This is a genomic window from Paraburkholderia kirstenboschensis, from assembly GCF_904848585.1.
GTDB lineage: Bacteria > Pseudomonadota > Gammaproteobacteria > Burkholderiales > Burkholderiaceae > Paraburkholderia > Paraburkholderia kirstenboschensis.
Window position 1 is genome coordinate 200830 of sequence record NZ_CAJHCR010000001.1, and the last position, 26403, is coordinate 227232.

Consider the following 26403-nt stretch of genomic DNA (forward strand, 5'->3'; position numbering starts at 1 on the left):
CGTGTGTTCTCCCATCCCCTGCTACACGCGCCATCATGATTTCAAATCTAAAACCAGTGCGCGCCGCGCTGCCTCTCGGGGCCGTTGCGCTCGCGCTGCTAGGCGGCTGCGCCGTCGTGCCGCCGAGCGGTCCCTCGGTGGTGGCCCTGCCGCGCAGCGGCGAGCCGCTCAGTCAGTTCCAGCAGGACGATTACACGTGCCGTGACTATGCGTTCCATTCGTCCGATGCATCCGGCGCCTCGCAGAGCGCGACCACGAGCAGTGTTAACAGTGCAGCGATCGGCACATTCGGCGGCGCGGCCGTCGGCGCGCTTCTGGGCGCGGCAGCGGGCAACCCCGGCGCGGGCGCGGCCATCGGCGCGGGCAGTGGTTTGCTGATCGGCGGCGCTGCTGGCGCGAATGGTGCGCAGTACTCGGCGAACAGCCTCCAGGCACGGTATGACGCTGCGTACGCGCAGTGCATGACGTCGAAAGGCAACACCATCTCGCAGCCGCAAATGCCGGTGTACGCGCCGCAGCCCGTGTATGCGCCGCAGCCGGTCTACGTCGCTCCGCCGCCGCGTTATTACGGGCCGCCGCCGGTTATCTACTCGCCTTATCCGTACTACTGACTGTACGTTATGCATGCGCGGGCATGAGCCACGTCCGGCACATGCGCAGATGGATGAGTGGCGCGACGTATTCCTATTCCGCGTCGCTGCTTCCCGCCGTCTTGCGCGGCCGGCGGTTGCGTGACGACGCGGTCTTTCGCGCGGCTCTCTTCTTTGGTGCTGGCGTTTCCTCCACGTCCGCTGACGATTCCGCGGCTGGCGGGGCAGTCTCCGCGGCGTTATCCGATCTTTGTGCTGCCGTCTTTCTGGCTTTCTTCGCGGCTGGCTTGCGCGGTTCGCGCTGCCTGCGACGTTGAGGCTGCGTGTCGTCTGCCTGCTCTGCCTCGGCGCTCGCGGCTGCGTCAGCTTCACTAGTAATGTTGTCCGGTTGCGCGGCGGGTGCCTGACGCAACTCTGACGAGGAATCCGTGCTTGCCTGCGCGGGTGCCTGCCTCAATCCAGTGTCCGGATCGCTTTGGCCGGTCGCGCCGTAGTCGTCTTGTGGATCAGCGCTCTTCGCCGATTCTTGCATGCTTTCTTGTGCGACTTCGCGCGCGACTTGCTGACTCGCGCCTCCTTTCCGGTTGCCGCGGCCCCGACGACGCTGATCGTGCTTACCGCCTGTCTCGGCTGTCACCGCTTCAACCGTTTGCGGCTCAACAAACTGTTCGGCCACCTCTGCGGTATAGGCACGTTCGCTCGCATGTTCGGCCGCCTGCTCGCCCGCACTTTCTCCGAGCACGTTCGAGACCGTGCTCCGGTACACATAGGCGCCTGACTTCTCGTCGCGGCCGAATTCCAGCAGTCCACGCGCGTGCGCCTCTTCCAGCAGATTGCCGAACGCTCGAAAGCCATAATATGTCTCGTTGAAATCAGGCTTGCGACGCTTGATCGCATTTTTCAGCACTGACGCCCAGATTTTTCCGCTGTCGCCGCGCTCGGAAGCGAGCGCGTCGAACGTTTGCACCGCAATCTCGACGGCTTTAGTGCGACGCTTTTCGAGGTCTTCCTTGCTGCGGCTTTTATCTTCTTCCTGCGATGGCTTGCCGGTCGGCTGAGCCGCCTTTTGGGGCCGCGACGACTCCCGCTTCGCAACCGTCCGTTGACTTTCCCTGACGAGGTCGTCGTAAAAAAAGAACTCGTCACAGTTTGCGATTAGCAAGTCTGACGTGGATTGCTGCACGCCGACGCCGATCACCTGTTTCGCGTTTTCGCGCAGTTTCGAGACCAGCGGTGAAAAATCCGAGTCGCCGCTGATGATCACAAACGTATTGACGTGTGACTTGGTGTAGCAGAGGTCGAGTGCGTCGACGACCAGCCGGATATCCGCCGAGTTCTTGCCCGATTGGCGCACGTGCGGAATTTCGATCAATTCGAAGTTGGCCTCGTGCATTGCGCCTTTGAAACTTTTATAGCGATCCCAGTCGCAATACGCTTTCTTCACGACAATGCTGCCCTTGAGCAGCAGACGTTCGAGCACCAGCTTGATATCGAACTTGTCGTACTTCGCATCGCGCACGCCCAGCGCGACATTTTCAAAGTCGCAGAAGAGCGCCATGCTGACGGTTTCATTGGATGACGCCATGTATATCTCCATTGAAGCGCTCGTCGATGTCGACGAATCGCGACCATGATAGCGATTCCAGCGAAGCTGATCAGCTTTTGTCGGGACAACACAGTCCAACGGGCCGCCTACAGGTCATGGCGTCTGTCTGGCACGACCGGAGACAGGCCTAGCGCCGCACGCGTTTCCAATACCTCGTCCACGAGGCCATAGGTTTTTGCCGCGAGGGCGGACATGAAATTGTCGCGGTCTGTGTCGCGCGCGATTTCCTCGATGCTTCGTCCTGTCCGTTCGGCCATCATCGCATTCAGGCGTGCGCGCAGATAGAGTACTTCCTTCGCCTGAATGTCGATGTCTGCCGCCGTGCCCTGGCTGCCGCCCGAGGGCTGGTGAATCATGATGCGCGCGTTGGGCAATGCGTACCGCTTCCCGCGTTGGCCGGCGCACAGCAGGAACGTGCCCATGCTTGCAGCAAAGCCGGTGCATAACGTCGACACTTCGGGCTTGATGAACTGCATGGTGTCGTAAATTGCGAGGCCGTCGTAAACCGAGCCGCCCGGCGAATTGATGTAAAACGAAATATCCTTGTCGGGGTTCTCGGATTCCAGAAACAGCAATTGCGCCACGATGAGACTGGCCGACTGCTCATTGACGGGCCCGACTAGAAACACGATGCGCTCGCGCAACAAACGGGAATAGATGTCGTAGGCGCGCTCACCGCGACCGGACTGCTCTATGACGGTTGGCACAAGGCCGAGACCTGTGACGGATGGATAACTGGAATGCATTTTTGCCTCGCGGAAGTGGGCTGCTGTCCCTATGACGATCCCGCTGCCGGCCGCGTGACGTAAATATTTTTTGGCGCGCCTGTCACGCAACGGACCGCCCAACCGTCAAGCTGCAATGGATGCCTTTTGCGGCGTGCCGCTGGAGAATCCTGCATATCAGCGCACGCGCTTTTCATCACGCACGATCTGGAGGTCAAGGCATGACAGAACACGAAAACGACAAGGCATCCAGCTTCGGTGCGGTGCGCGCCCGTCTCATCGCGTTGGCGTACCGCATGCTAGGCAGCCGCGCGGAGGCGGAAGACATTGTGCAGGACGTCTGGCTGAAGTGGCATCTTGCCGATACGCGTGAGGTGCAGACGCCGGCCGCCTGGCTCACCACACTGACCACGCGCACGGCGATCGACCGTCTGCGAAATGTGCAGCGCGAGCGGGAATCGCAGGCCACCGGCTGGTTGCCGGAGCCTTGGCTCGACGAAGTCGCGCCATCGGCCGAAGAACTCGCCTTGCGCGCCGCGGAAATGTCGTATGGCGTGATGCTATTGCTGGAGCGTCTCAAACCCGACGAGCGTGCGGCGTTCGTGCTGCACGAAGCGTTTGACTGTGACTATGCCGAGATCGGCAAGATCCTGCAGCGTACGCCAGCAAGTTGCAGGCAGATTGTCCATCGAGCGAGAGTTCGTTTGCAGCGCGCGGGCGCGCCGTTGCAAAGGCCGGATGCGCAGGCGCACGCGCGGATCGTCGAGCGTTTGCGCAGCGCGCTGGAGGCGCAAGACCGTGCAAGCATGCTCGACCTGTTTAGCGACACGCCGGAAGTCGTTAGCGACGAGCCGGTGTTCGGGCCGCTGAATGTGGTGGCACGTTCGCCCGCACCTTTAGTCGCGCGTGCCGATGCGGAAGCGGTAACAAACCCGCCGGGACTACCGGCACAGGCCCTCGCCCAAGCACCTGCCTGCAAGCAAGAATCTACGCTCGGCTCCACGTTCGGCGATTGGATCGAGAAGGTCACGTCGCTGGCAGGGCAGGCGAGTCATGTCGAACTGGTGTCGGTGGGCGGAGCGCCGTCCATCGCTTTCCTTATCGAAGGCGAGGTCGTCGCGTTGATCGACGTCTCTACGGAAGGCTCGCACAACGGCCGGACAAGCGGCGAGAGGCATGGTCAGATGGACGGTCAGACACACGGGCAGATGCACGGCCCGGTCTGCAGCGCGACCAGCGGCGCTCAGAAGATCGTGTCGTTGCGCGCGGTAACGAGCGCGGCGCGGCTGGCGGCGGCCAACCGCGTCTTAGGCCGCGCGGCGGTCACTGAGTTGCTGGCGCGAATTACGCGGAACCCGGTGCAGTCAATTGCGATGGGCCGCGACTTCCCAGTTGATGTCTACGCATAGCACTTGTGTACCCCTCGGCGTATGCGCGGCGATAGAGGCAGTCACACACAAATGCGCTTCGTTGATCGAAAGATAGGGAGGTGTTAGATGCACCTGGCCCGGCACACGCATTGCCTGAATGAAATACGGGCGGCGCTCCCAGCTTGCGCCCTCGGAATGCAACAGCGGGCGAAAGCGTTTGGCGCGTTGCGAGGCGCGCCCCGGAGGCAGCACGTTGTCGCCGATCTGCCGTCCCGAGCCGTCGAGAATGAAGCAGCGTGCCGTTTCGCCGAGCTTCAGCAGCGGAGCGGTCGCCTCAGCAGCAGGCCGCCCAGCATCAAGCTCTGCGGCTGCCGTTTGGAGCGCAGTCACGTACGGCGCGAGCCGCGTAGCCTGCGCGCGCTCACGCGCTGCAACGCGCTCGCGCAACGCTGCCGAGAGCGAGTCCATCAAACCAGCAGCGGTTTGCGGCTTGACCGCCTCGACGCTCGGACCCGCAAAGAAGGCGCCCTGCACGAAGTCGACGTTGCATTCGAGAGCGATCAGCGCATCGCGTTCGGTAGTGAGGCCACCCATCAGCACTAATTGGCCGGACTCATGCAGCAGTGAGACGAGGCCGGGCAACACGCGTTCAATGTGCGAATGTTCGCTGGCCTGGGCGAGAATGCAGCGATCGAGCGTGACAATGTCGGGGCGCAGGTTCCAGACACGGTCAATGTTCGAATGCTTGGCGCCAAAGCCATCGAGCGCAATCAGAAAGCCTGACTTGCGAAGTGCGTCGATGATCTCCGCAAAACGGGTTGTTTCGCCGCCCGCCTGTTCGGACACTTCCAGGACCACGCGTTGTGGCGGCAAGCCCAACGCCTTGAGGCCGGCCAGGAGTGCGTCGCCATAACTGGTGTCCATCAGTGCGGCCGGGTGAAGGCTCAGAAAGAGCCATTCATCGTGACTGTCGAACGCGTTGAAGTTGCCGAGGTGGAGCGATTCCGCCAGCCGACCCAGTTCTAGCAGGTCGCCGCGGCGCGCGGCCTGGGTGAAGACCTCGTGCGAGGGTACTTGCAACGCATGCTCGTCGTGGGCGCGCAGCGATGCGTGATAACCGATTGCGCGCCGGTGCGACACCGAAAAAACCGGCTGGAACACGCTGAAGACGGTGTAGCCGCCGTATAGAACGGTGCGCCGGGAGCCTTCGTCGCCGGCCATCGGGCGGGGAGGCTGGAAACCGGGAGGATCGAGTTCGATCATGCTCATCATGTCAGTCGTGTGAGGGGCGGCGCGATTGCATGCTCGAAGCAGATGTGCATGCGGGATACGTAAGTTTACAGGATTGAAGAGCAAGATTTATGCGCGTGCAGAGATGCTGCGTGCGCGCGTCGTTGCCACGAGGGATCGGGAACATTGTGCGCCAACCCGGGGGCTCTCGCAGTAGTTCGCACTTTGCTGGTGCGGGCGGCGCCCCGCGGCAGAGCCCACGTTGGCGGCGACGATCTTTCAGGAAAAGCCCCGTAGGAACTGTGCGTGAAGCGGTGGCAGGTGGTGGAACTCCCGTCGAAGACTGACAGCTAACGTCTTCCACTGGCACCAGCGGTCGACCCCAGCAGACATCCAACGCGCCGCCCCCAACCCAACGCAATCCAACCCCACCCGCCGCAAGCGAACCCAACGCATGCGAACCCAACGCATGCGAACCCGCCGCATGCGAACCCAACGCATGCGAACCCGCCGCATGCGAACCCGCCGCAAGCGAACCCGCCGCAAGCGAACCCGCCTCAAGCGAACCCGCCGCATACGAACCCTGAAGACTCAGGTGCGCTCAGAGGGATCGGTCTTTTTGGCGGGCGTCCGGATATCCGGCGACAGCTGCGCAAAGATCCACGCCGAACCTGCGGTGATGATGCCAACGCAAAGGAAAGTCGCATGAAAGGCGGGCAGCGAGTTAGCGGCTGTCACGCGCGGCAACAGGCCCGTGAATGTGGCGAGCAGGGCGCCGGCCACTGTCACGCCGAGGCTCATCGACAGCATCTGGACAAGTGAGAACAAACTGTTGCCGCTGCTTGCGCCGCCAGTGCCGAGGTCCTTGAGCGTCAAGGTGTTCATCGCGGTGAATTGCATCGAGTTGACTGCGCCGAACAATGCCAGTTGCACGAGCCTCAACCATAACGGCTGGCCCGCGCTGGTGAGGGAGAAGCTCGCCATCATCAAGCCGACAAGAATCGTGTTGGTCATCAATACGCGGCGATAGCTGTACTTGACGATCAGCTTTGTCACGAGGCGCTTGGACGCCATGCCCGCAGCCGCGACGGGCAGCATCATCATGCCGGCTTCGAACGCGCTATACCCGAGACTCACCTGCAATAGCAACGGAATCAGATACGGCATCGCGCCGCTGCCGATCCGCGCGAACAGATTGCCCAGCAGTCCGACGCTGAAGGTGTGGATCTTGAACAGATCGAGCGGAAAAATAGGCGATGGCTCGCGCACCGCGTGCAAACCGTAGGCGACAAAGCAGGCCAGGCTCAGGATCAGCAGCACAAGCACGGTCGCGTGTTGAATGCCGAATTCGGTACGGCCGTCGAGCGCGGACGAAATCGCCACCATGCCGACGACGAGAAGAAGATAGCCTTTGACGTCGAACTTGCCGACCTGTTCGTTACGGCTATCCGGCATGAATATGAATGTGGCGATGCATCCGGCGACGCCCACGGGCACGTTGATCAGAAAGATCCAGTGCCACGATGCGATTTTCACGAGCCAGCCGCCCAGCGTCGGACCGATCAACGGACCAATCAGTCCGGGGATGGCAACGAATGACAGCGCCGGCAGATAGCGTTCCGCGGGGAACGTCCGCAACACCGCGAGCCGCCCGACCGGCAGCAGCATTGCGCCGCCCACGCCTTGCACGATACGGAACACCACCAGTTGGTTCAGCGTATGAGCGTTCGCGCACAGCAACGAGCCGACCGCGAAGACCAGGATCGCGCTGAAGAACACGCGCCGCGTACCGAGTTTGTCGGCGAGCCAGCCGGACACGGGGATCATCACGGCCATCGTCAGCGAATAGGCGATTACGACCGACTGCATGCGCAGCGGGAGTTCGCCGAGGCTCGTCGCCATCGCGGGGAGGGCTGTGTTGACGATCGTCGAATCGAGCGTCTGCATGAAAAAGCCGGTGGCGACGAGCCACAGCATCACCGTGAGCGAGCGGGCGGATGGAGCGCTGGGTGCAACGGTTGCCGAGGCGGGCGGAGTTGGCGGCGTGGACATGAAGTAGCGGCTAGGCGCAAGGGCGGCAGGGACCCGCTATTCTAGGGAAAAGCAGCCGACGACGCAGGAAGGGCATAGCCGGGAGCCGCGCGAGGCAGGCAGGTTGCGAGGTGCTAATGCGCGCGGCGGGCCTTGTGCTGTAGATGCAACTTGGTGAGGCCGCGAAGTCAGGCGCGGACCACACGGGCCAGCCGCGAACCAACCAGCGAACCAGCGAGCCAACGAACCCAGCGAACCCAGCGAACCCAGCGAACCCAGCGAACCCAGCGAACCCAGCGAACCCAGCGAACCCAACGAACCCAACGAACCCAACGAACCCAACGAACCCGGCGAACCCAGCGAACCCAGCGAACCCAACGAACCCAAGCCCCCTCCCACCCACCCCTACCCCCGCAACCCCGCCGCCGCGCGAAAAAACGCTTGCGCCCTCGGCTCGTTTCCGAACGCGGCGTGAATCCGGATCCACGGGCTCTGCTCCATTCCCGGACGGAAATAGCTGCCCGGCGCAACGGTCACGCCCAGGGGCGCACCGCACTCCACCAGCCGCTCAGCGTTGTCCACATGCGGCACGCGAGCCCACAGAAATTTCCCTCCGACCGGCTTTTCGAACACCTCCCAACCGGCATCTTCGAGCGTTTGTATCGTCGAGCCCAAAGCATCGCGCATGCGGCGGCGCAGTCGCTCGAGATATTTGCGGTATGCGCCGCGCTCGAGCAGCGACGCCGTCACCGTCTCTGCAAAGAGCGACCCGCCGATGCTCGTCAGCATCTTGATATCGACGAGATCCTTGATGATCGCGTGGCTCGCCACCACACAGCCAATCCGCAACGACGACGACAGCGTCTTCGACAGTCCGCCGATATAAATCACGTGTTCCAACTGATCGAGGGTCGCGAGGCGGTCCGTGATATCGGTCTGAAAGTCGGCGTAGATATCGTCTTCGATAATCGTGAAGTTGTGCTCGCGCGCGAGTTGCAGCAGCCGGAACGCCACCGGCGGGGCAACGGTTGTTCCGGTCGGATTGTGGAACACGGTGTTGATCAAGAACAGCTTCGGCCTATGCAGCTTCAACTGCGCCTGCATGACGTCGAGGTCCGGGCCGCTCCGCGTGCGTGGAATGCCGATCAGCCGGACGCCGTGCAACTTCAGCAGGCCATACAGGTTGTAGTAGCCGGGATCCTCGACGAAGATCGTGTCGCCCGCCTTCAGCATGTAACGCATCAGCAGATCGAACGCCTGGCTTGCGCCGTTCGTAATCAGAATCTGCGAAGTGTCCGCGCGGATCCCCAGTTGTGCGATTCGTGCCTGCAAATGTTCGCGCAAGCTCAGGTTGCCGAGCGGCGTCGCGTAGTCGACCATGCTCGCGGGATCGGTTCGCAACACGTGCCGTATCGCCTGGGCGATGCCGTCGGTGTCCCGCCACGCCTCCGGAATGAAGCCGCTGCCAAGCTTCAGCGTTTCGCCGGGATGGTTGAACTGCTGAAGCAGGTGGTCGGACTCGTCCTCGGCGCGGCGCGGGTCCGACGTGCCGTCGCACTGCGCGCCGCCCGGCGGCCGGTCGGCCACGTAGAAGCCCGAACCGTGGCGCGAGTCGACGTAACCGAGCGACACCAGCCGGTCATAGGCCTCGATCACCGGAAAGCGGCTCACGCCATAGTCGGCTGCGAACTGGCGGATCGACGGCAATTTCGAGCCGGGATGCGCGGTGCGCGAGCGGATCCACGCGGTCACGCCCGCGACGATCTGCTCGGTCAGCGGCACACCATTGTCTCGGTCGAGCTGAATTTCGAGTCGCATATCGTTTCCTTCCCGAACGCGTTGTGCGGGTCAACGGAGCCGTCGCGCGTCAACTGTTCGGTTTTTCAGCTGCACAGTTCCGATGAAAGTGTTCGGAACTGTGCATGGGTATTCGATCATCGCACGTCAATAATCGGTACAACAGAAAAGCCCTTTGAAGGAGAACGGCAATGCGTGAAGTGCGGATTTTCGAACTGGAACATGATGAGCCTGCCGCGGCCTGGCATGTCGCGCGCCCGTCCACCTTCAAAGTGATCTCGGGTGAGATCTGGCTGACGGTCGAAGGCGACAGCGAGGACTACTGGCTCGCCACGGGTGAATCTATCGAACTCCCGCGCCGGGCTGTGGCGTGGGTCAGCGCGGGGCGTGACGGCGCGCGTTTCGCGCTCGCAAGCGGATCGGAACGCGGAACCATGAAGCCGATGCTCAGCGTGCCGGCACCGAACTGGCTGCCGCGCTGGCTTGGCGCTGCGTGACAAGAGTACCGACGGGAGTGCCGGCGGAAGTGCCGGCGCGACGGGCGGTTGCCCGCCGGCTCACGCCTCGAGCTCCCCAACATAGCGCGCCCGCGGCCGGATCAGCCTGCCGTCGCGCGCCTGTTCCATTGCGTGCGCGATCCATCCGACCACTCGCCCCACTGCGAAGAGCGTGAAGGCGGCGCTCGCCGGCAAGCCGAGCACACGCTCGATGGCTGCAAGCGCGAAGTCGACGGTCGGCTCCGCGCCGGTCGTATCGCGCACCGCTCGCGCCAGCGCCAGCACCTGAGGGAGCGGCGAGCGGGCCGGCGCACAGTCTTGCAGCAACTCCAGCAGCAGCCGGGCGCGCGGGTCGCCTTCCGGATAAAGCGGATGCCCGAAGCCCGACAGCACCGGCCCTTGCGTGCCGTGCTCGTGACGCGACAAACGGGTAGCCAGGTAACGATCGAGGTCGGCGGCGCGCGAAGCTTCGTCCAATAGTGCGGCAATGCGCACGGTTTCTCCGCCGTGACGCGGGCCCGCAAGCGCGGCGAGACCGCCCGAGACCGCGCCGAACAGATGAGTGCCCGTCGACGTGATGCAGCGAACCGTGAACGTCGACGCGTTCAGTTCGTGATCCGCGCACGCAACAAGCGCAGCGCGCAGCAGCCCCGCTTGCTGGCGGCTGCGCACCTGCCAGGCCGATGCCAGTTGCCGATGCAGCGGCGCATTCGACGGCGCCGCCGAGATCATGGCGGCGGCCAGCAGCCGCGTCACGGCGCAGGCGCTGTCCAACTGCGCATCGCGACCGAGCGCCCAGACCCGCGGCATTTGCGCCGCGGCCGCAGGCAGCAGCACCAGCGCGCGATCGAGCGGCGTACTGTCGCCCCACAGCTTCAGCCACGCGGCCCATTGAGCAGCGGCGATCGGAACGGCTGGCGCGTCGGCAATGCGCGCCGCGCTGCACTCCCATAGCAACGCGGCGACGTCTTCGAGCGATTCGGTGCGCGCGAGCGCCGTCGCATCGTGCCCGCGATACAGCAGGCGGCCCTGCGCGACCAGCGTGATCGAAGATTCGAGCACCGGCACGCCCCAGTCCAACACTTTCTGCGCGACTTTGCCCGCGCGTTTGCCGTCTTCCTTGCGTCGCGCGAGCCGCCGCACTTCGCGCGCGTCGTAGCGGCGATGCTTGCCTTGTGTGTGCGGCGACGAGTTCAGCAAGCCGCGGCTCACATACGCATAAAGCGTGGCGAGGCTGATGCCGAGTTCGGCGGCGGCTTCGCGGGCGGTCAACGAGTCGGACAAAGGCATTGGAATGCGCGGCAAATTGGAGGTTAACCAAAGAAATCAATATATGTTGATTATCATAATCAAGATTGATTAACGCAAGGCGCGATTCTAGACTCGATCGCATCCTCGTTACTCGAATGTGAACGACATGACGCCTGAACTTGCGCTCGACCACATCTGGACCCTTGCGAACTGCGAGCCAGCCGCGCTCCGTTCCGTGCATTTCACCGGCTCGGAGCCGGGCTTGCCGTCGGTGTTTCGCGTCGGCGCTCTGGCGTCCGCGACCATCGCGGCCACGGGGTTGGCGGCGGCTGAATACCATCGGTTGCGCACGAGGCACGGGCAGCGCGTAACAGTGGACATGCGGCGCGCGCTGGCTTCGTTCCGTAGCGAACGTTACCTGCGCGTCGACGACGGGCCGCCGCCCGCGCTGCGCGATCCGGTGACGGGTTTCTACGAGACGGGAGATGGCCGCTGGATCCAGCTCCATACGAATTTCGCGCATCACCTGAACGGTGTGTTGAAGGTGCTCGGTTGCCAGAACGATCGCGCCGCGGTCGCGGCGGCAATTCGCGGCTGGGAGGGCGCCACGCTCGATCAGACTCTCGCCGATGCGGGCCTATGCGCCGCGCTGATCCGCACGCCCGGCGAATGGGCCGCGCTCGACCAGGCGAAAGCAATCGCGGGTGTGCCGCTCTTTGAAATAGAGCGGATCGGCGATGCGCCCCCGGCACTGCCCAAGCCCCAGCCGCCGTTCGAGCCGCTATCGCGCAATATTGGGAACCGGCCGCTCTCCGGCGTGCGGGTGCTAGACCTGTCGCGCATCATCGCGGGACCGGTGGCCGGGCGAGCGCTCGCGCAGCATGGCGCTCAGGTGCTGATGATCAACGGGCCGCATCTGCCGAACATTGCGCCGCTCGTCATCGACAACGGGCGCGGCAAACGCTCGGCTGTGGTCGATCTGCGCGACGCGGCGGGACGCGAGACTCTGCGTGGTCTGACGCGCGACGCCGACGTCTTTCTGCAGGCGTATCGGCCTGGAGCACTGGCCGCGCGCGGATTCGGCCCCGAGGACGTGGCGCGCTTGCGGCCCGGCATCGTCTATGTATCGGTATGCGCGTATGGATACGAAGGACCATGGGCCTCACGGCGCGGTTTCGATAGTCTCGTGCAGTCCGCGAGCGGCATAGCGATGACCGAGCAGCGCGCGGCCGGATCGCCCGAGCCGAGACATCTGCCGTGTCAGGCGCTCGACCACGCGACTGGCTATCTCGCCGCTTTCGGTGCCATGGCTGCGTTGGCCCGGCGCGCCACCGAAGGCGGAAGCTGGCACGTCAAAGTTTCGCTCGCGCAGACAGGCCGGTGGCTGCAATCGTTCGGCGAGATTGCCGACGGGTGGCAAGCACCCGATGTTTCGCTCGATGACGTGCGCGATTGCCTTGTCACGGTCGATTCGGAATTCGGTCGCGTACAAGCCGTGCAACCGGCCGAACAACTGGAAGAGACGCCGGCTTTCCTTGCGCTGCCGCCATCGCGTATCGGCGCGCATGACGCGAAGTGGCTTTAACGGAGCCACTTCGCTGCATCGGACCGGCCCTGCCAGGTCCGCCTATTTGCGCAGCTCCGCGACGAAATCGTAGTAGTCGTTGCGGCAGTACGTATCGGTCAATTCGATAGCGCGCTGGTCGGCCGTGTAGCCGACGCGCGTAATCAGCAGCAGCGCTTCGTTCGGCGCGATGCTCATTTGCTGCGCGATTTCCTCGCTCGCATTCACCGCGCGGAAATGCTGCAGCGCGCGGACGATCGTCAGTCCGCGGTTCTCCAGATAGGTGTACAGCGAATCGCCAATTGCCTGCGGATCGGGAATCACCGCAGCGGGGAAGGTGGAGTTCTCGACCGCCATCACAATGCCGTCGGCGAGACGCAAGCGCCGCAGACGCGTCACGGCCGCAGCCGGCGAAAGCCCGAGTTGGATCACTTCTTCGCGATTGGCCGGCTGAATCTCGCGCGACAGCCACTTCGAACTCGGCGTAAAGCCTCGCCGCCGCAACATTTCGCTGAAGCTCGACAGACGCGACAGCGGATCTTCATAGCGTGGTGTGATGAAACTGCCGGCGCCTTGCGTGCGTCGAATCAATCCCTGCTCGACGAGTAGCGCGATAGCCTTGCGTGAAGTGATTCGCGAGACGCCGAGCGCCTCCGAAAGCACGCGCTCCGACGGCAGTGCCTCGCCGGCGTTCCAGCGGTTCTCGTGAATGGCCGTGCCGAGCTTGCGGGCAAGTTGCAGATAAAGCGGTGTGTCGTTTTCCGGGTCCGGGCGCAGGTCGCGCCAGCGGTCTTCCGAGGCAGAGGTCATGGGGCTTACGCTAGAAGGGCGAGGAGCAATTCTAAGACATCGGCGCGCTACGTTATAGCGGGCTTTTGCCTGATGGCCTGTCGGATGGTCTTGCAGCGGCTAAACTCGTCGATACGCTTTCTTGCAGCGCCGCCGTGCATCGGTTTTGCGCCGGCGCGTGGTCACACATCCGGCCACAGTCCACAGTCAGTCACTTCAGGAGTCAGAATGACGACCGATATCGCAAGCGTGAGCCTGCCCGACGGCGAGCGCATCCCCAAACTCGGGCAAGGCACGTGGGAAATGGGCGAGCAGCCGGCGCGCCGCGCGGCCGAGATCGACGCGATTCGCTCAGGCGTCGAGCTTGGCATGACGCTGATCGATACCGCGGAAATGTATGGCGACGGCGCGACCGAATCGCTGCTGGGCGAAGCGCTCGCGGGGCTGCGCGATCAGGTGTTCCTCGTCAGCAAGGTGTATCCGCATAATGCGAGCCGGCGCGGTGTGATCGCTGCTTGCGAGCAGAGCCTCAAACGTCTGAAGACCGATCGGCTCGATCTGTATCTGCTGCATTGGCGCGGTTCTATACCGCTCGAAGAAACGGTCGCCGGCTTCGAAGCGCTACGCGACGCGGGGAAGATCCGCCACTGGGGCGTGAGCAACTTCGATACCGAGGACATGGAAGAACTCATTGCCACGCCCGGCGGCGCAGCGTGCGCGACGAACCAGATTCTCTACAACGTCGCGCGGCGCGGGCCCGAGTTCGATCTACTGCCGTGGCTCGCCGAACGCAATATGCCAGCCATGGCCTACAGTCCCGTCGATCACGCGCGTCTGCCGAAGCGCTCGCCGCTCGACGACATCGCCGCCGCGCGCGGCGTCTCCGTGTTTCAGGTGGCGCTCGCGTGGGTGCTTCAGCAGCCGGGCGTGTGCGCCATTCCAAAGACGGGCCGCGTCGAGCACGTGCGCGACAACCACCGTGCGCTGCAGTTGCGGCTCGAGGCTCAGGAACTCGCCGCCATCGACAGCTATTTCAAGCCGCCGCGCGGCAAGCGCCCGCTCGAAATGCTCTGAGCCTGGCGCGCGCCGCAGAGGTATCGCGCGACAGTGAGCGCCCGGCGCCGTTCTGGGCATTCGTGGCGCGCCGCGTACCACGGACGCGAAGTCGCAACGGGAAATCGTCACGCCATGCACGGCGGCGCGACTCGGTGCCGCTCAGGTGCCGCACGTCTTCGTCAATTGCAACTGTGGTGCATGTGCACAGAGCCGAGCACCGCGACTTCGGCGGGCGTGTGCTTGAGCGATTCTTCGTTGACCTGGCCCGCGTCCCCGACGAATTCGTCGACGATCGAAGAAACCGGTGTATTGCGCAGACACAGCGACACGCGCTGTGTTTCGTTGGCCGGCAACGACGCCCGCTGGCCGAGGAACAGCACGCCGTACTGATAACCGTGGATGATGCCGCGGATCGCGCCCACGCATTGACCGTGCGCGACGTTGTCGTTCTTCTGCTTGCAGGTTTGCGCGAGCGAGTATGCGGAGAAGCTGGGGTCCACAGGCGGCGCGGCTTGCGACAACGGCTGCGCCGTAGGTGCCGGGCTTTGCGCGCCGGTTTGCGCATCGGCGAGCGAGGCGAAGCTCAGAGCAGCTGCCGCTGCGAGGCCGGCGACCGTGCGTGCCGCGGAGTAGCGGACGTTATGTTGCATGTTGTGGTGCCCTCATATCGAACGTTGAATCTGATATGAGGCAATTGCCGCGCTTTGGTTCCGGGCGTACGCGCCGCGCTGGATTGCGGCAGTTGTCGCGCGTGCCCGCATGCATGCGATAAAGCGGAAGCGGCATTAGCGCATTCGCCGCGGTGCGTTACTTCAGAAGCAGACGCAGAAAGCCGCAATGCGTGAGCTTCAACAGTGGGCAGCAGCCGGGCCGCAAGCAACGTTTGTGAGGTGGCGCTATGAGTCGCGCCTGGCACCGTTGGCGGGACTCGCGGGCTTGTCACGAGCAACGTCGCTCGCTTCATCGCGCGACGCGGTTTGCAATGCACGCAGTTCCTCGGCGGGAATGTGGCAGCGGATCAGATGCTTGCGACCCATGCCGTTTGTGGCCTCGCGGGCTGAATCGGGTGAATCGGCTGAATCGGCCGCATCTGCAAATGGCGGGTCTTGCTGTTCGCAGATCGCGCCGAGCTTGCGTGGACAACGCGTATGAAACACGCAGCCGGACGGCGGCGACGCGGCGCTCGGCAGGTCACCCGACAGGCGGATGCGGGCCGCGCTCGCGTGGCCTTCGAGTGTCGGCACGGAAGACAGCAGCGCTTCCGTATAAGGATGCTGTGGTCCGCCGAATACCGCCGCGGCCGGTCCGATCTCCAGCAGTCTGCCGAGATAGAGCACGGCGATGCGATCGGACAAATACCGTACGACATGCAGATCGTGCGAGATGAACACGTAGCTGACGCCACGTTCGCGCTGCAGATCGGCAAGCAGATTGAGGATCGCCGCCTGCACGGAGACGTCGAGCGCGGAAGTCGGTTCGTCGCACACCACCACGCGCGGCTCGCCGGCAAACGCGCGGGCAATTGCCACGCGTTGCTTGAGTCCGCCGGAAAGCTGGCGTGTGCGCGAGCCGAGATAGCGCTCCGGCAAACGCACGGCGGCCGTCAACGTCGCAAGCCGCTCGTCGATGGCGGCACCGCGCAATGCGGCGAGGCGTGACAACGCGCGGCCGATCAGCCGCTTCACGGAATGCGCGCGGTTAAGCGCCGAGTCCGGGTTCTGAAACACGATCTGCAACGACTTGACCTGCTCGTCGTTGCGCCGTGTGACGCGTGCGGCGAGCGGCGCGCCGTCCAGTTCGAGCACGCTGCCCGCGTCCGGCGTCAGAAGGCCGAGCATCAGTTTCGCGAGCGTCGTCTTGCCGCTGCCCGATTCGCCGACGAGCCCCAAGGTTTCGCCGGCCGCGAGTTCGAGCGAAACCTTGTCGACGGCGCGCAGCGCTGTGCCGGACACATGGAAAGTCTTCGATAGATTCTCGGCGCGCAAGACGAGTTCTCGCGGATCGTCGTCTGCAGCCGCAAGGCTATGCTCGGGCAATGTTTGCGCGAGCGCGCGCGGCAACTCGACGGCGCGCTCGTGATAGTGACAGCGCGACATCTGATCGCCATGCGCCGCGCTCACGCGGTACGGCGGCGGGGCTTCGCGGCGGCAACGGTCGTCGGCGAGACGGCAGCGCTCCGCATAAATGCAGCCTTGCGTCACCGAGCCCGGCGAGGGCAGGCCGCCCGCAATGGTATCGAGCCGCTCGGTATCCTTGCTGCGGCCCGTGGTGGGCAGACAGCGCAACAGACCCACGGTGTACGGATGACGCGGCCGCGTGAAAACGTCTTGCGTCGCGCCTTCCTCGACGAGCTTGCCCGCGTAAAGCACGCCGACGCGCTCGCACATGCGCCCGATCACCGCGAGGTTGTGACTGATGAACAGCACGGCGGTGCCGAGTTCCGCGCGCAGTTGCGCGATCAGGTCGAGCACTTCCGCTTCTACGGTGGCGTCGAGCCCGGTGGTCGGCTCATCGAGAATCAGCAGCGCCGGGTTCGACGCGAGCGCCATCGCGATCACCACGCGCTGCTGCATGCCGCCCGACAATTGATGAGGATAGCTGTCCATCACCCGTTCAGGCGATGCAATGCGCACGCGCTGCAGCATCTCGAGCGAGCGTTGCAATGCTTCACCGGGCGCAACGCCGGCGGCTTCGAACGCTTCGGACACTTGCCGCGCGATGGTCAACGACGGATTCAGCGCGCGCCCCGGGTCTTGATAGACCATTGAAATGGTGTTGGCGCGCATCATGCGCAAAGCGTCGGCGTCGAGCTTGTTGACATCGGCGCCGGCGATGACGATCTTGCCCGCCTTCACCTTGCCGTTGCGCGGCAGATAGCGCAGCGCCGCCATCGCGACCGTCGACTTGCCGCAGCCCGATTCGCCGACGAGCCCGTAGGCTTCGCCGCGCCGCACACGAAACGACACGTCCTGCAACACTTCGCGATCGCGACCGCGCATCCGGTATGTGACCGTCAAGCCTACGACGGTCAGCGCATCCGTGCGGTCGCTCTTCGACACGTCGAAGGCGGGGAACGAGGAGGGCGGAGGTCCGTTCATCGGTCGAGCACGCCTTGTACGCCGTCGGCGATGAGATTCACACCTACGACCAGCGTGGCAATTGCGCCGGCCGCGAATACGACGGTCCACCACGCGCCGCCCGCCATCAGCGTGTACGACTCGGAAAGCGCGAGGCCCCAGTCGGCCGAGGGCGGCTGAATGCCGAAGCCAAGAAACGATAGGGTGGCTACCGCGAAGATCGCATAACCGAGCCGCACCGTCGCCTCGACGATGATCGGCGGCAGCACGTTCGGCAGAATTTCCGCGAACATGATGTACGGCGCGCGTTCGCCCCGCAGTTGCGCGGCGGCAACGTAGTCGAGATGCCGCTCGGCGAACACGGCGGCGCGCACGGTGCGCGCGGTAATCGGCGTGAACGTGATGCCGATCACGAGTATCACGGTGAAGTTCGACGCGCCCACCGCAGCAAGCGCGAGCAGCGCGACGATCACGAGCGGCAGCGCAAGTACCGCGTCGATCGCGCGGCCCATCACGTTATCGACCCAACCGTCGAAGTAACCGACGACGAGACCTAGCGCCGTACCCGCCACCGTGCCGAGCAGTGTGGCGAGCGGCGCAATCGTGAGAATGTCGCGCGCGCCGACGATCACGCGTGAGAACACATCGCGGCCCAATTGATCGGTGCCGAACCAGTGCGCGCGGTCGGGCGGCATGAGCGAATTGAGCGGGTCGGACGCATACGGATCGACAGGCACGAACCATTGCCCGGCTATCGCGCACACGATCCACCACACGACGATGAGCAGGCCCACCACGAATGTCGGCGAGCGCAGCAGCACACGCAACTGATCGAAGCGCGGCTCGCTGGCGGCGCGCGACGCGGCCGGCGGAACAATGGTGCTCATTCGGCGCTCCTTACGCGAAGGCGCGGATTGAGCAGCACATGCAACGCATCCGCAACGAGATTGGCAACGGTGTACACCACGCCGATGGTCAGTACGCCTGCCTCCAGCATCGGAAAGTCCTTCGCCTTGGCGGCGTTGTAGATCAGCGAGCCGATGCCCTGATAGTGGAACAGCGTCTCGACCACCACGAGCCCCCCAATCATGTAGCCGAGTTGGGTTGCGGCCACGGTGATGGTCGGCAGCAGCGCGTTGCGCAACACGTGCCGCCAGATCACGGTGTGACGCGGCAAGCCCTTGAGGATCGCGGTGCGCGTGTAGTCGGCGTCGAGCGCTTCGACGGTGCCGGCGCGCGCCATCCGCGCGATGTAGCCGAAGAACACGAGTACGAGTGGCAGCACCGGCAGGATCAGATGACGCAGTTGTTCGAGCGCGCCGGCGTCGGGCGGATACGAAGCTTCGATAGGCAGCCAGCGCAGCCACACGCCGAACACGAGAATCAGCACGATCGACGACACGAATTCCGGCACCACGGTCGCCGACAAACCCGCAATGCTGATCGTGCGATCCAGCCAGCGTCCCGCATGCATTGCGGACCACACGCCACCCGCAATCCCCAGCGGCACCACGACAATGAACGCGAGCAGGCCGAGCTTCGCGGAATGCGCAAGTGCGTCGGCGATAAACGGTCGCACCGGCTCGCGATAAGCGTACGAAAGCCCCATGTCGCCGCGCACGAAATGCGAAATCCACTCGACGTATTGCGTCATCAGCGGACGGTCGGCGCCGAGTTGATGATTGAGCGCCGCAACCGCACGCGCGTCGGCGAGCGGCCCCAGCACCGCGCGACCGATATCGCCGGGCAACAATTGTCCGCCCGCGAACACGATCACGGACAACAGCCATAGCGTGATCAGCGACAGCCCGACGCGCGTTGCAAGAAAACGCACGACGCGCCCGGCGTTGCCGTTCGGGGCCGAGGCGGGAGGACTCACTGTGGTCGACATCGTGAACGCTTGCCGAAGAATTGCGCGCCGATGTGAGACGCTTACGCGCTCAACACCGCGCGGTCGAAATAGAGCTGCGCGAGCGCGGTGAAGCGCACGCCGTTCAGGCCCTTGCGCATAGCGATCAGCTGATCGTAGAAGAACGGAATGATGATCGGCGTCTCGTCGAGCAGCAGCGTCTGGATCTGGCCGGAGATTTTCTTCTGCGATGCGAGGTCGATGGCCGCGACGAATTGCGCGACCAGTTGATCGTATTGCGGGTTCTTGAAGTGCGCGGCATTCCACGTGCCGCTGCTCGTGAGCGGCGCATTGAGAAACACGTTCGGCACGCCGCGATGACCGTAGTCGGTGATGCCGAGCGGCGAGTCGAGCCAGTCGGATTTGCCCGGCGTGCCCGCGCCGTAATACAGCGACTGGCTCTCCACCTTCAGATTGATACGCACGCCGATCGCCTTCGCCGCGTTCTGCACGACGACCGCGAGATCGGGAATCTCCATGTACTTTTCGGTGGTCAGCGTCACGTCGAAACCGTTGGGCACGCCCGCTTGCGCGAGCAGTTGCTTCGCTTTCGCCACGTCGATTTTGCGCTGCGCGACACCAGCATCGGACGACGGAAACACCGGCGCAAAGGGACTGTCGTTGCCGAGTTGCGCGCGACCCTTGAAGAGGCCGCGCACCAGCACTTCGCGATCGATCGATAGCGCAAGCGCCTGACGCACGCGTTTGTCCTTGAAGAGCGGGTTGTCGTTGCGCATGTGAATCTGCCGATGCGCGCTCGACTTCACGCCGATTGCCTTGTAGTCGGGATTGTTCAGAATGGCCGCGCCGCCTTGCACGGTGAAGGTGCCCATCACGTCGGCCTGATGGCCTTGCAATGCGAGCAGTTGCGCCTGCTGGTCCGCGTAGAAGGAAAACTGTACGCGTTGCGGTAACGCTTTTTCGCCCCAGTAATCGGGGTTGCGCACGAACGATGCGCCGACCTTCGGCTGATACTTCTCGAACCTGAACGGACCGGTACCGATGAAGCTCTTTTCATAACCGCCCGCGTAATTCGCGGGCAAGATCACGGCGTTGTAATTGTCCGAGGAAACGTAGTACGGGAAATTGCCGTTCGGCGCGTCGAGATGGAACGCGACGGTGTGCTCGTCAACCACCTTCGCGCCGCCTTTGGACAGCACGCCCTTCAATACCGAGAGCGCCGCCGAGCCGCTCGCAGGGTCGGCGAGACGGTCGAATGTCGCGACCACGTCTTTGGCTGTGAAGGGTTGGCCGTCGTGGAATTTGACGTTCTCGCGCAGCTTGAACGTCCACACGTCGCCCTTGTCATTCGGCTTCCAGGACAGCGCAAGGGCCGGCTTCAGCATGAGCTTTTCGCCGTCGTCGTCGATCAGGAATTCGCCGGTCTGGTTCAGCAGCGCGAGGCTCGCGGCATCGGTCACGGTCAGCGGGTCGACGGCGCCTGCAGGCGTCAGATGCGCGACGCGAATCGTCTGGTTCGAAGGAACACCTGCGCCCGCCTGACCTTGTGCCCGCGCTCCCGGTGCATTCAGCACGCCGCCGCCAACGAGCGACAAACCGATCACGCTCGCATAGCGCAGCAGATCGCGGCGAGTGATGCGGCCGGCGAGAAACTCGTCGATTGCATGGTTGCCGTACGCGTCGGCGGTGCTGCGGGCGAGGTCGAGAGCGGGGAATCGGTCAGCGGGAGTCTTCATCGATGGAATGTCCAGTCCGTTCGGTTGCCGGTTCTGAGAAGCCGCGCCGGATGCGCGCCAGGCAGACTGCGAGGCGGCGCGATTGCGGCGATGCTTGTGGCGATGCTTGTGGCGATGCTTGTGACGATATTAGGCGGCTTCAGTTTAAGCGATTGCTCGCGGATTGGAGCGCTTGCGGCGGTGTCGTGTTGGCGATCCGTGGATAAAAGGGCCGGTGTGTGTCGTCATCACAACGGTCGGCGCGACATTGCTGTGGCACTTCGGCGCCTCGCGCGCGCCGCGCCGGGGCTCGCGACGTTACAGCGGACGAACCGGCGTGGCAGCTATGGAAAGCTTACCGCCCGCGGCTCACGCGCGCGTCGACGTGGACGCATTTACCGCGCCGCGATGGCAGGGCGCTTCCAGCGATGAAACAGCACCGAGCCGATCCAGCACGCCATGAACGCAGCGACGATGCCGTAGCCGAGCACGCCGAACTGCTCATTGGCGTTCGTCACCGCGTCCCATATCCCGCCATTCAGACCGAGCTTGTCCGACAGCAGTCCCAACGCCTCCACGCCGCCGATGACGATCGCGACGACAGCCGACACGAAGGTAATGCTCGCGTTGTAGTAGAGCTTGCGTTTGGGGTCGTCCATGGCCCAGCCGTATGCGTGGACCATCAGCACGTTATCCGTCGAATCGACGAGCGTCATGCCAGCGGTGAAAAGCGCTGGAAACACCAGGATCGAATACAACGGCAAGCCCTTGCCGGCTTCGGACGCGGCAATCGCAAGCAAGCCGATCTCGGTCGCTGTGTCGAAGCCGAGCCCGAACAGTACGCCGACCGGGTACATATGCCAGCTTTTTGTCACGAGCCGGAACAGCGGCCGCAACGCGCGGGACAAGAGACCTCCCGGACCTGCTGTGTGGTCGGTGTCCAACGCGGCAGCAGCCGGTTCGCCGTCACGTTGGACATGACGATAACGCCGCCACACGTCGCGCAGAATCACGAGGTTCACGGCCGCGAGCACGAGCAGGAAGGTTGCGGAAACGAGCGTGCCGATCGTGCCGCCCACGGCCTTGAAGGTCTCGAAGCGGCCGTGCAGCGAATGCGCGGTCCACGCTATGCCGAGCGTCGCAAGAATCACGATGCTCGAATGTCCGAGCGAGAACGACAGGCCCACGCCGAGCGGCCGCTTGCCGGTCTGCATCAGTTTGCGCGTGACGGCGTCGATAGCGGCAATGTGGTCCGCGTCGACTGCATGGCGCAGACCGAAACCGTATGCGAGCAACGCCGTGCCGAGCAGCAGCGGATAGTGGCGAAACGCAATCAGCGCCCATGCCCATGCGCCCAGATTGGCCGCGATCAGAACCGCGTACAGCGTGAGAAGGCGAGGGCGCAGCGAAGCAGTCGGCGTCATGAGTCGCGTGAAAGTAGTTAGTGATCGTGCGGATGTTTGTGAATCGGATCGACCCAATACACCGCTTCGGGTTGTTCGACGGCGTCGATATTCAGATTGACCACCACAGCTTCGTTGTCGCTGCGCACGAGCACGCATTCGAGCGGGTCGTCGGTGCTCGCGTTGATTTCCTGATGCGGCACATACGGCGGCACAAAGATGAAGTCGCCAGGACCGGCTTCGGCGGTGAACTCCAGGTGCTCGCCCCAACGCATCCGCGCCTGGCCGCGCACCACGTAGATCACGCTTTCGAGCGCGCCGTGATGATGAGCGCCGGTCTTCGCATTCGGATGGATCGTCACCGTGCCGGCCCAGATTTTCTGCGCGCCGACGCGTGCGGCATTGATCGCGGCCGCGCGATTCATGCCTGGCGTCTGCGCGGTGTTGGTGTCGAGCTGATCGCCTCGAATCACCTTCACGCCGTGCTCGCGCCAATCGACAGGTGCGGACTCCTGCTTGTCGTGCTCGTCGTTGTAGTGCGGATGTTCGTGATCCTGGCTCATCGCATGTCTCCTCGTGGGCTTGCGTTTGACATTCGTCGTGGCAATCGTCGCGGCGCCGTTCGGCATTTTTACACGTTAAAAAACGTGCGTGGGGCGAGTGACCGCCTGCGTCCTTCATGGACGAAAAAAAAGCCCGTTTGTGAAGGACGGGCTTTGACCGGTCAGCCTGAGCGGCCTTGTTGCGGCACGCAGGCTTTTTTCATCGGCGCAAGCGCCTACTTGTGCTTTGCGTTGATCACGGCTTCGGCGACGTTGTTCGGCGTTTCAGCATAGTGCTTGAACTCCATCGTGTAGGTCGCGCGGCCTTGCGTGGCCGAGCGCAGCGACGTGGAGTAGCCGAACATTTCCGCGAGCGGCACTTCGGCGCGCACCAGCTTGCCGCCGCCGCCCGCAATGTCTTCCATGCCTTGCACGAGGCCGCGGCGGCTCGACAGATCGCCCATTACGTTGCCCATGAAGTCTTCGGGCGTTTCCACCTCGACGGCCATCATCGGCTCGAGCAGCACGGGCTTCGCCTTGCGCATTGCTTCCTTGAAGGCCATCGAACCGGCCATGCGGAACGCGTTCTCGTTCGAGTCGACGTCGTGGTACGAGCCGAAGGTCAGCGTCACCTTCACGTCGACCACGGGATAGCCCGCGAGCACGCCGGCTTTCAGCGTTTCCTGGATGCCCTTGTCGACGGCAGGAATGTATTCGCGCGGAATCACGCCGCCCTTGATCGCGTCAACGAACTCGTAGCCCTTGCCCTGCGGCGCCGGCTCGAGCGTGAGCACCGCGTGGCCATACTGACCGCGGCCACCCGATTGCTTGACGAACTTGCCCTCGACGTCTTCGACCTTGTTGCGCACCGTTTCGCGGTAGGCGACCTGCGGCTTGCCGACGGTCGCTTCCACGCCGAACTCGCGCTTCATCCGGTCGACGAGAATTTCCAGGTGCAGCTCGCCCATGCCGGAGATGATCGTCTGGCCGGATTCTTCGTCCGTTTGCACGCGGAACGACGGGTCTTCCTGCGCGAGACGATTGAGCGCGATGCCCATCTTTTCCTGGTCGACCTTGGTCTTCGGCTCCACGGCCTGCGAGATCACCGGCTCGGGGAAGATCATCTTTTCGAGGATGATCACGTGGTTCGGATCGCACAGCGTGTCGCCGGTAGTCGCTTCCTTCAGGCCGACTGCCGCGGCGATGTCGCCCGCGTAGACCTCCTTGATTTCCTTGCGCTCGTTCGCGTGCATCTGCAGGATCCGGCCGAGGCGCTCCTTCTTTTCCTTGATCGCGTTGTAGACCGTGTCGCCCGAATTCACGACGCCGGAGTACACACGGAAGAAAATCAGCTGGCCGACGAACGGGTCCGTCATGATCTTGAAGGCGAGCGCAGAGAACGGATCGGTGTCGTTCGGGTGACGCTCGATCTCCTTGTCGTGTTCGTCGTGACCGGTAATCGCCGGCACGTCGACCGGCGACGGCAGATAGTCGATCACCGCGTCGAGCATGGCCTGCACGCCCTTGTTCTTGAACGCGCTGCCGCACAGCATCGGCACGATTTCATTGGCGATGCAGCGCGCGCGAATGCCGTGCTTGATTTCCTCTTCGGTCAGCGCTTCGCCGCCCAGGTATTTGTCGAGCAGTTCTTCGTTCGCCTCGGCGGCGGCCTCGACCATCTTGTCGTGCCATTCCTTCGCGGTGCCAGCGAGCTCCGCCGGGATGTCACGGTATTCGAACTTGATGCCCTGGTTCTCATCGTCCCAGAAAATGGCTTTCATCTTGACCAGATCGACCACGCCCTGGAAGTGTTCTTCCGCGCCGATTGGAATCTGGATCGGCACCGCGACGCCCTTCAGGCGCTCGCCGATCTGCCGCTGCACACGGAAAAAGTCTGCACCGACGCGGTCCATCTTGTTGACGAACGCGATGCGCGGCACCTTGTACTTGTTCGCCTGACGCCAGACGGTTTCAGATTGCGGCTGCACACCGCCCACCGAGTCGTAGACCATGCAGGCGCCGTCGAGCACTCGCATGGAGCGCTCGACTTCGATCGTGAAGTCGACGTGACCCGGCGTGTCGATAATGTTGATCCGATGCTCCGGATAGTTGCCGGCCATGCCTTTCCAGAAGGCAGTCGTGGCCGCCGACGTAATCGTGATGCCGCGCTCCTGCTCCTGTTCCATCCAGTCCATCGTCGCCGCACCGTCGTGAACCTCACCGATCTTGTGGGTCACGCCGGTGTAGAACAGGATGCGTTCGGTGGTGGTGGTTTTGCCGGCATCGATGTGAGCGCTGATGCCGATATTCCGGTAGCGCTCGATGGGAGTCTTGCGGGGCACGTGAACCTCCTTGGAATAGCGCGCCTGAAACGGTTGGCGGGCGGCAGTCTGTGCCGTCCGGACCGCGGGATGCTGCGTTGCTAAGAATACTAGGATAGCGCGTCGGCCCGTCTTTTGCAGGAATCTTGCCAGGCGAGGGCTGGCGGGGCGGGGCGGGGGGCGGCGGTGCTGTAATGCAAGATTAACGGGCAGCGCACGGCGAGAATGACAAAAGCCGGCGCCTCTGAGAAGGCGACGGCTTTTCGGTGACGCATCTGACGAAGCGGCTGGCTTTTCAGCAGCGCTGCCGCTGCGAAATGAGGCGGTGTGTGCGGCGGAGCACTGCGCGATCTACCCACGAACCGCCGTGCAAACTCGTGCGCGAGTTACTGCGCAGCCGGCAGCCCCTGAATCTTCATTCCGGGCTTGATACCCTTTGACGTGAACCAGCCCTTGCTCATCTCGAGCGCGTAGACGCCGTTGTTCTTCGGGCAGTGGTTGTTGGTCGTTTCCGCCTGCATTTCGTCGATGTCGGTCACGGTGCCGTCCGCCCGGATGAACGCAATCGACAACGGGATCAGCGTGTTCTTCATCCAGAAGCAATGCACGGCGTTCTCGTTGAACACGAACAGCATGCCTTCGTTCGGTGCCAGCTTCGTGCGATACATCAGACCTTGCTCGCGATCCGCGTCGTTAGCGGCGACGGCCGCGTCGATTACGAACATGCCGGCGGTGAGCTTCGCGCGCGGAAATTCGCCAGGCTGTTTCGCGCCGGCCGGCATTTGCTGCGCATGAGCGGGGGCCGCATTGAGAGCGGCAAACGACACCGCCGACACCGCCGCGAACGGCAGGATTGCGGCAACGGCGAAACGCGCCATCAACGAGCGCATGGGAAATCGCACGGCATGACTCCTTGCTGAAATTAACCGGGGAATGTTACGCGAGCGCGTCAAAAACAAAAAGGCAGAT

22 protein-coding genes are annotated in these 26403 nt (G+C 63.6%); 5 read left to right on the forward strand and 17 right to left on the reverse strand.

Annotated elements, in window-relative coordinates:
* Positions 1 to 35 precede the first annotated feature (35 nt).
* Positions 36 to 611 carry a glycine zipper family protein gene (locus tag JMY24_RS00935; RefSeq protein ID WP_201701302.1) on the forward strand — a complete coding sequence of 192 codons (576 nt, stop codon included), beginning with the start codon at positions 36 to 38 and terminating at the stop codon, positions 609 to 611.
* A gap of 73 nt (positions 612 to 684) precedes the next feature.
* Here the strand turns inward: JMY24_RS00935 and JMY24_RS00940 are convergent, their stop codons facing one another.
* On the reverse strand, positions 685 to 2175 hold the full coding sequence (locus tag JMY24_RS00940) for an NYN domain-containing protein (protein ID WP_128595736.1): 1491 nt from the start codon (positions 2173 to 2175) through the stop codon (positions 685 to 687).
* A 107-nt stretch (positions 2176 to 2282) separates the two neighbouring features.
* A complete protein-coding gene (clpP, locus tag JMY24_RS00945; RefSeq protein ID WP_128595735.1) occupies positions 2283 to 2942 on the reverse strand; it encodes an ATP-dependent Clp endopeptidase proteolytic subunit ClpP in 660 nt (219 codons plus the stop codon).
* 200 nt (positions 2943 to 3142) lie between these two features.
* Here clpP and JMY24_RS00950 point away from each other — a divergent pair, with 200 nt between their 5' ends.
* Positions 3143 to 4330, forward strand: a complete 1188-nt coding sequence (locus tag JMY24_RS00950) for a sigma-70 family RNA polymerase sigma factor (protein ID WP_128595734.1) — start codon at positions 3143 to 3145, stop codon at positions 4328 to 4330.
* Here the strand turns inward: JMY24_RS00950 and JMY24_RS00955 are convergent.
* The 4 genes from JMY24_RS00955 to JMY24_RS00970 all read right to left on the reverse strand — a co-directional run bounded on the left by JMY24_RS00955 (position 4286) and on the right by JMY24_RS00970 (position 9370).
* Positions 4286 to 5560 carry an EAL domain-containing protein gene (locus tag JMY24_RS00955; protein ID WP_128595733.1) on the reverse strand — a complete coding sequence of 425 codons (1275 nt, stop codon included), beginning with the start codon at positions 5558 to 5560 and terminating at the stop codon, positions 4286 to 4288. The genes JMY24_RS00950 and JMY24_RS00955 overlap by 45 nt on opposite strands.
* Before the next feature lie 240 nt (positions 5561 to 5800).
* Entirely contained in the window at positions 5801 to 6097 is a 297-nt protein-coding gene (locus JMY24_RS39550; protein WP_413231214.1) for a pentapeptide repeat-containing protein, read from the reverse strand.
* Positions 6098 to 6112: 15 nt separating this feature from the next.
* Positions 6113 to 7573 carry a multidrug transporter subunit MdtD gene (gene mdtD, locus JMY24_RS00965; protein WP_128595732.1) on the reverse strand — a complete coding sequence of 487 codons (1461 nt, stop codon included), beginning with the start codon at positions 7571 to 7573 and terminating at the stop codon, positions 6113 to 6115.
* A 384-nt stretch (positions 7574 to 7957) separates the two neighbouring features.
* Entirely contained in the window at positions 7958 to 9370 is a 1413-nt protein-coding gene (locus JMY24_RS00970) for an aminotransferase-like domain-containing protein (RefSeq protein WP_201701303.1), read from the reverse strand.
* 170 nt (positions 9371 to 9540) lie between these two features.
* Between JMY24_RS00970 and JMY24_RS00975 the strand changes: the two genes are divergently transcribed.
* A complete protein-coding gene (locus JMY24_RS00975) occupies positions 9541 to 9846 on the forward strand; it encodes a DUF2917 domain-containing protein (protein WP_128592462.1) in 306 nt (101 codons plus the stop codon).
* 60 nt (positions 9847 to 9906) lie between these two features.
* Here the strand turns inward: JMY24_RS00975 and JMY24_RS00980 are convergent, their stop codons facing one another.
* A complete protein-coding gene (locus tag JMY24_RS00980; RefSeq protein WP_201701304.1) occupies positions 9907 to 11136 on the reverse strand; it encodes a citrate/2-methylcitrate synthase in 1230 nt (409 codons plus the stop codon).
* A gap of 127 nt (positions 11137 to 11263) precedes the next feature.
* On the opposite strand from JMY24_RS00980, the gene JMY24_RS00985 reads away from it, so the two are divergent.
* On the forward strand, positions 11264 to 12682 hold the full coding sequence (locus tag JMY24_RS00985) for a CoA transferase (protein WP_128595730.1): 1419 nt from the start codon (positions 11264 to 11266) through the stop codon (positions 12680 to 12682).
* Positions 12683 to 12724: 42 nt separating this feature from the next.
* Here JMY24_RS00985 and JMY24_RS00990 read toward each other — a convergent pair whose 3' ends face one another.
* Positions 12725 to 13471 carry a GntR family transcriptional regulator gene (locus JMY24_RS00990; protein WP_128590219.1) on the reverse strand — a complete coding sequence of 249 codons (747 nt, stop codon included), beginning with the start codon at positions 13469 to 13471 and terminating at the stop codon, positions 12725 to 12727.
* 207 nt (positions 13472 to 13678) lie between these two features.
* On the opposite strand from JMY24_RS00990, the gene JMY24_RS00995 reads away from it, so the two are divergent.
* Positions 13679 to 14524 carry an aldo/keto reductase gene (locus JMY24_RS00995; protein ID WP_128595729.1) on the forward strand — a complete coding sequence of 282 codons (846 nt, stop codon included), beginning with the start codon at positions 13679 to 13681 and terminating at the stop codon, positions 14522 to 14524.
* A 161-nt stretch (positions 14525 to 14685) separates the two neighbouring features.
* Here JMY24_RS00995 and JMY24_RS01000 read toward each other — a convergent pair whose 3' ends face one another.
* The 9 genes from JMY24_RS01000 to JMY24_RS01040 form a co-directional block, all read right to left on the reverse strand.
* Positions 14686 to 15156, reverse strand: a complete 471-nt coding sequence (locus JMY24_RS01000; RefSeq protein ID WP_128595728.1) for a hypothetical protein — start codon at positions 15154 to 15156, stop codon at positions 14686 to 14688.
* 246 nt (positions 15157 to 15402) lie between these two features.
* Positions 15403 to 17604, reverse strand: coding sequence for an ABC transporter ATP-binding protein (locus tag JMY24_RS01005; RefSeq protein WP_201701305.1), 2202 nt, complete (start codon positions 17602 to 17604; stop codon positions 15403 to 15405).
* Positions 17601 to 18470 (reverse strand): ABC transporter permease, encoded by an 870-nt coding sequence (locus JMY24_RS01010; protein ID WP_128595727.1) that lies wholly within the window; start codon positions 18468 to 18470, stop codon positions 17601 to 17603. Before JMY24_RS01010 ends, JMY24_RS01005 begins: the two co-directional genes overlap by 4 nt.
* The gene (locus tag JMY24_RS01015) at positions 18467 to 19474 is read right to left on the reverse strand and encodes an ABC transporter permease (protein WP_201701306.1); all 1008 of its coding nucleotides are present in this window, start codon (positions 19472 to 19474) and stop codon (positions 18467 to 18469) included. Before JMY24_RS01015 ends, JMY24_RS01010 begins: the two co-directional genes overlap by 4 nt.
* Positions 19475 to 19515: 41 nt before the next feature.
* A complete protein-coding gene (locus JMY24_RS01020) occupies positions 19516 to 21189 on the reverse strand; it encodes an ABC transporter substrate-binding protein (RefSeq protein ID WP_128595726.1) in 1674 nt (557 codons plus the stop codon).
* Between the two features lie 374 nt (positions 21190 to 21563).
* Positions 21564 to 22592 carry a HoxN/HupN/NixA family nickel/cobalt transporter gene (locus tag JMY24_RS01025; protein WP_128595725.1) on the reverse strand — a complete coding sequence of 343 codons (1029 nt, stop codon included), beginning with the start codon at positions 22590 to 22592 and terminating at the stop codon, positions 21564 to 21566.
* 17 nt (positions 22593 to 22609) lie between these two features.
* Positions 22610 to 23134 carry a cupin domain-containing protein gene (locus JMY24_RS01030; RefSeq protein WP_128595724.1) on the reverse strand — a complete coding sequence of 175 codons (525 nt, stop codon included), beginning with the start codon at positions 23132 to 23134 and terminating at the stop codon, positions 22610 to 22612.
* Positions 23135 to 23349: 215 nt separating this feature from the next.
* Positions 23350 to 25455, reverse strand: a complete 2106-nt coding sequence (gene fusA / locus JMY24_RS01035; protein ID WP_128595723.1) for an elongation factor G — start codon at positions 25453 to 25455, stop codon at positions 23350 to 23352.
* Positions 25456 to 25820: 365 nt separating this feature from the next.
* Positions 25821 to 26336, reverse strand: coding sequence for a DUF192 domain-containing protein (locus tag JMY24_RS01040; protein WP_128595722.1), 516 nt, complete (start codon positions 26334 to 26336; stop codon positions 25821 to 25823).
* Positions 26337 to 26403 lie beyond the last annotated feature (67 nt).

Coding starts and splice junctions, on each gene's coding strand:
- JMY24_RS00950 (WP_128595734.1), top strand. CDS start 3,143: ATGACAGAACACGAAAACGACAAGGCATCCAGCTTCGGTGCGGTGCGC.
- mdtD (WP_128595732.1), bottom strand. CDS start 7,573: ATGTCCACGCCGCCAACTCCGCCCGCCTCGGCAACCGTTGCACCCAGC.
- JMY24_RS00935 (WP_201701302.1), top strand. CDS start 36: ATGATTTCAAATCTAAAACCAGTGCGCGCCGCGCTGCCTCTCGGGGCC.
- JMY24_RS01000 (WP_128595728.1), bottom strand. CDS start 15,156: ATGCAACATAACGTCCGCTACTCCGCGGCACGCACGGTCGCCGGCCTC.
- JMY24_RS00970 (WP_201701303.1), bottom strand. CDS start 9,370: ATGCGACTCGAAATTCAGCTCGACCGAGACAATGGTGTGCCGCTGACC.
- JMY24_RS00955 (WP_128595733.1), bottom strand. CDS start 5,560: ATGAGCATGATCGAACTCGATCCTCCCGGTTTCCAGCCTCCCCGCCCG.
- JMY24_RS01005 (WP_201701305.1), bottom strand. CDS start 17,604: ATGAACGGACCTCCGCCCTCCTCGTTCCCCGCCTTCGACGTGTCGAAG.
- JMY24_RS00990 (WP_128590219.1), bottom strand. CDS start 13,471: ATGACCTCTGCCTCGGAAGACCGCTGGCGCGACCTGCGCCCGGACCCG.
- JMY24_RS00940 (WP_128595736.1), bottom strand. CDS start 2,175: ATGGCGTCATCCAATGAAACCGTCAGCATGGCGCTCTTCTGCGACTTT.
- JMY24_RS01025 (WP_128595725.1), bottom strand. CDS start 22,592: ATGACGCCGACTGCTTCGCTGCGCCCTCGCCTTCTCACGCTGTACGCG.
- JMY24_RS00980 (WP_201701304.1), bottom strand. CDS start 11,136: ATGCCTTTGTCCGACTCGTTGACCGCCCGCGAAGCCGCCGCCGAACTC.
- JMY24_RS01030 (WP_128595724.1), bottom strand. CDS start 23,134: ATGAGCCAGGATCACGAACATCCGCACTACAACGACGAGCACGACAAG.
- JMY24_RS01015 (WP_201701306.1), bottom strand. CDS start 19,474: ATGTCGACCACAGTGAGTCCTCCCGCCTCGGCCCCGAACGGCAACGCC.
- clpP (WP_128595735.1), bottom strand. CDS start 2,942: ATGCATTCCAGTTATCCATCCGTCACAGGTCTCGGCCTTGTGCCAACC.
- JMY24_RS00975 (WP_128592462.1), top strand. CDS start 9,541: ATGCGTGAAGTGCGGATTTTCGAACTGGAACATGATGAGCCTGCCGCG.
- JMY24_RS00985 (WP_128595730.1), top strand. CDS start 11,264: ATGACGCCTGAACTTGCGCTCGACCACATCTGGACCCTTGCGAACTGC.
- JMY24_RS01010 (WP_128595727.1), bottom strand. CDS start 18,470: ATGAGCACCATTGTTCCGCCGGCCGCGTCGCGCGCCGCCAGCGAGCCG.
- JMY24_RS39550 (WP_413231214.1), bottom strand. CDS start 6,097: ATGCGGCGGGTTCGCTTGAGGCGGGTTCGCTTGCGGCGGGTTCGCTTG.
- JMY24_RS01020 (WP_128595726.1), bottom strand. CDS start 21,189: ATGAAGACTCCCGCTGACCGATTCCCCGCTCTCGACCTCGCCCGCAGC.
- JMY24_RS00995 (WP_128595729.1), top strand. CDS start 13,679: ATGACGACCGATATCGCAAGCGTGAGCCTGCCCGACGGCGAGCGCATC.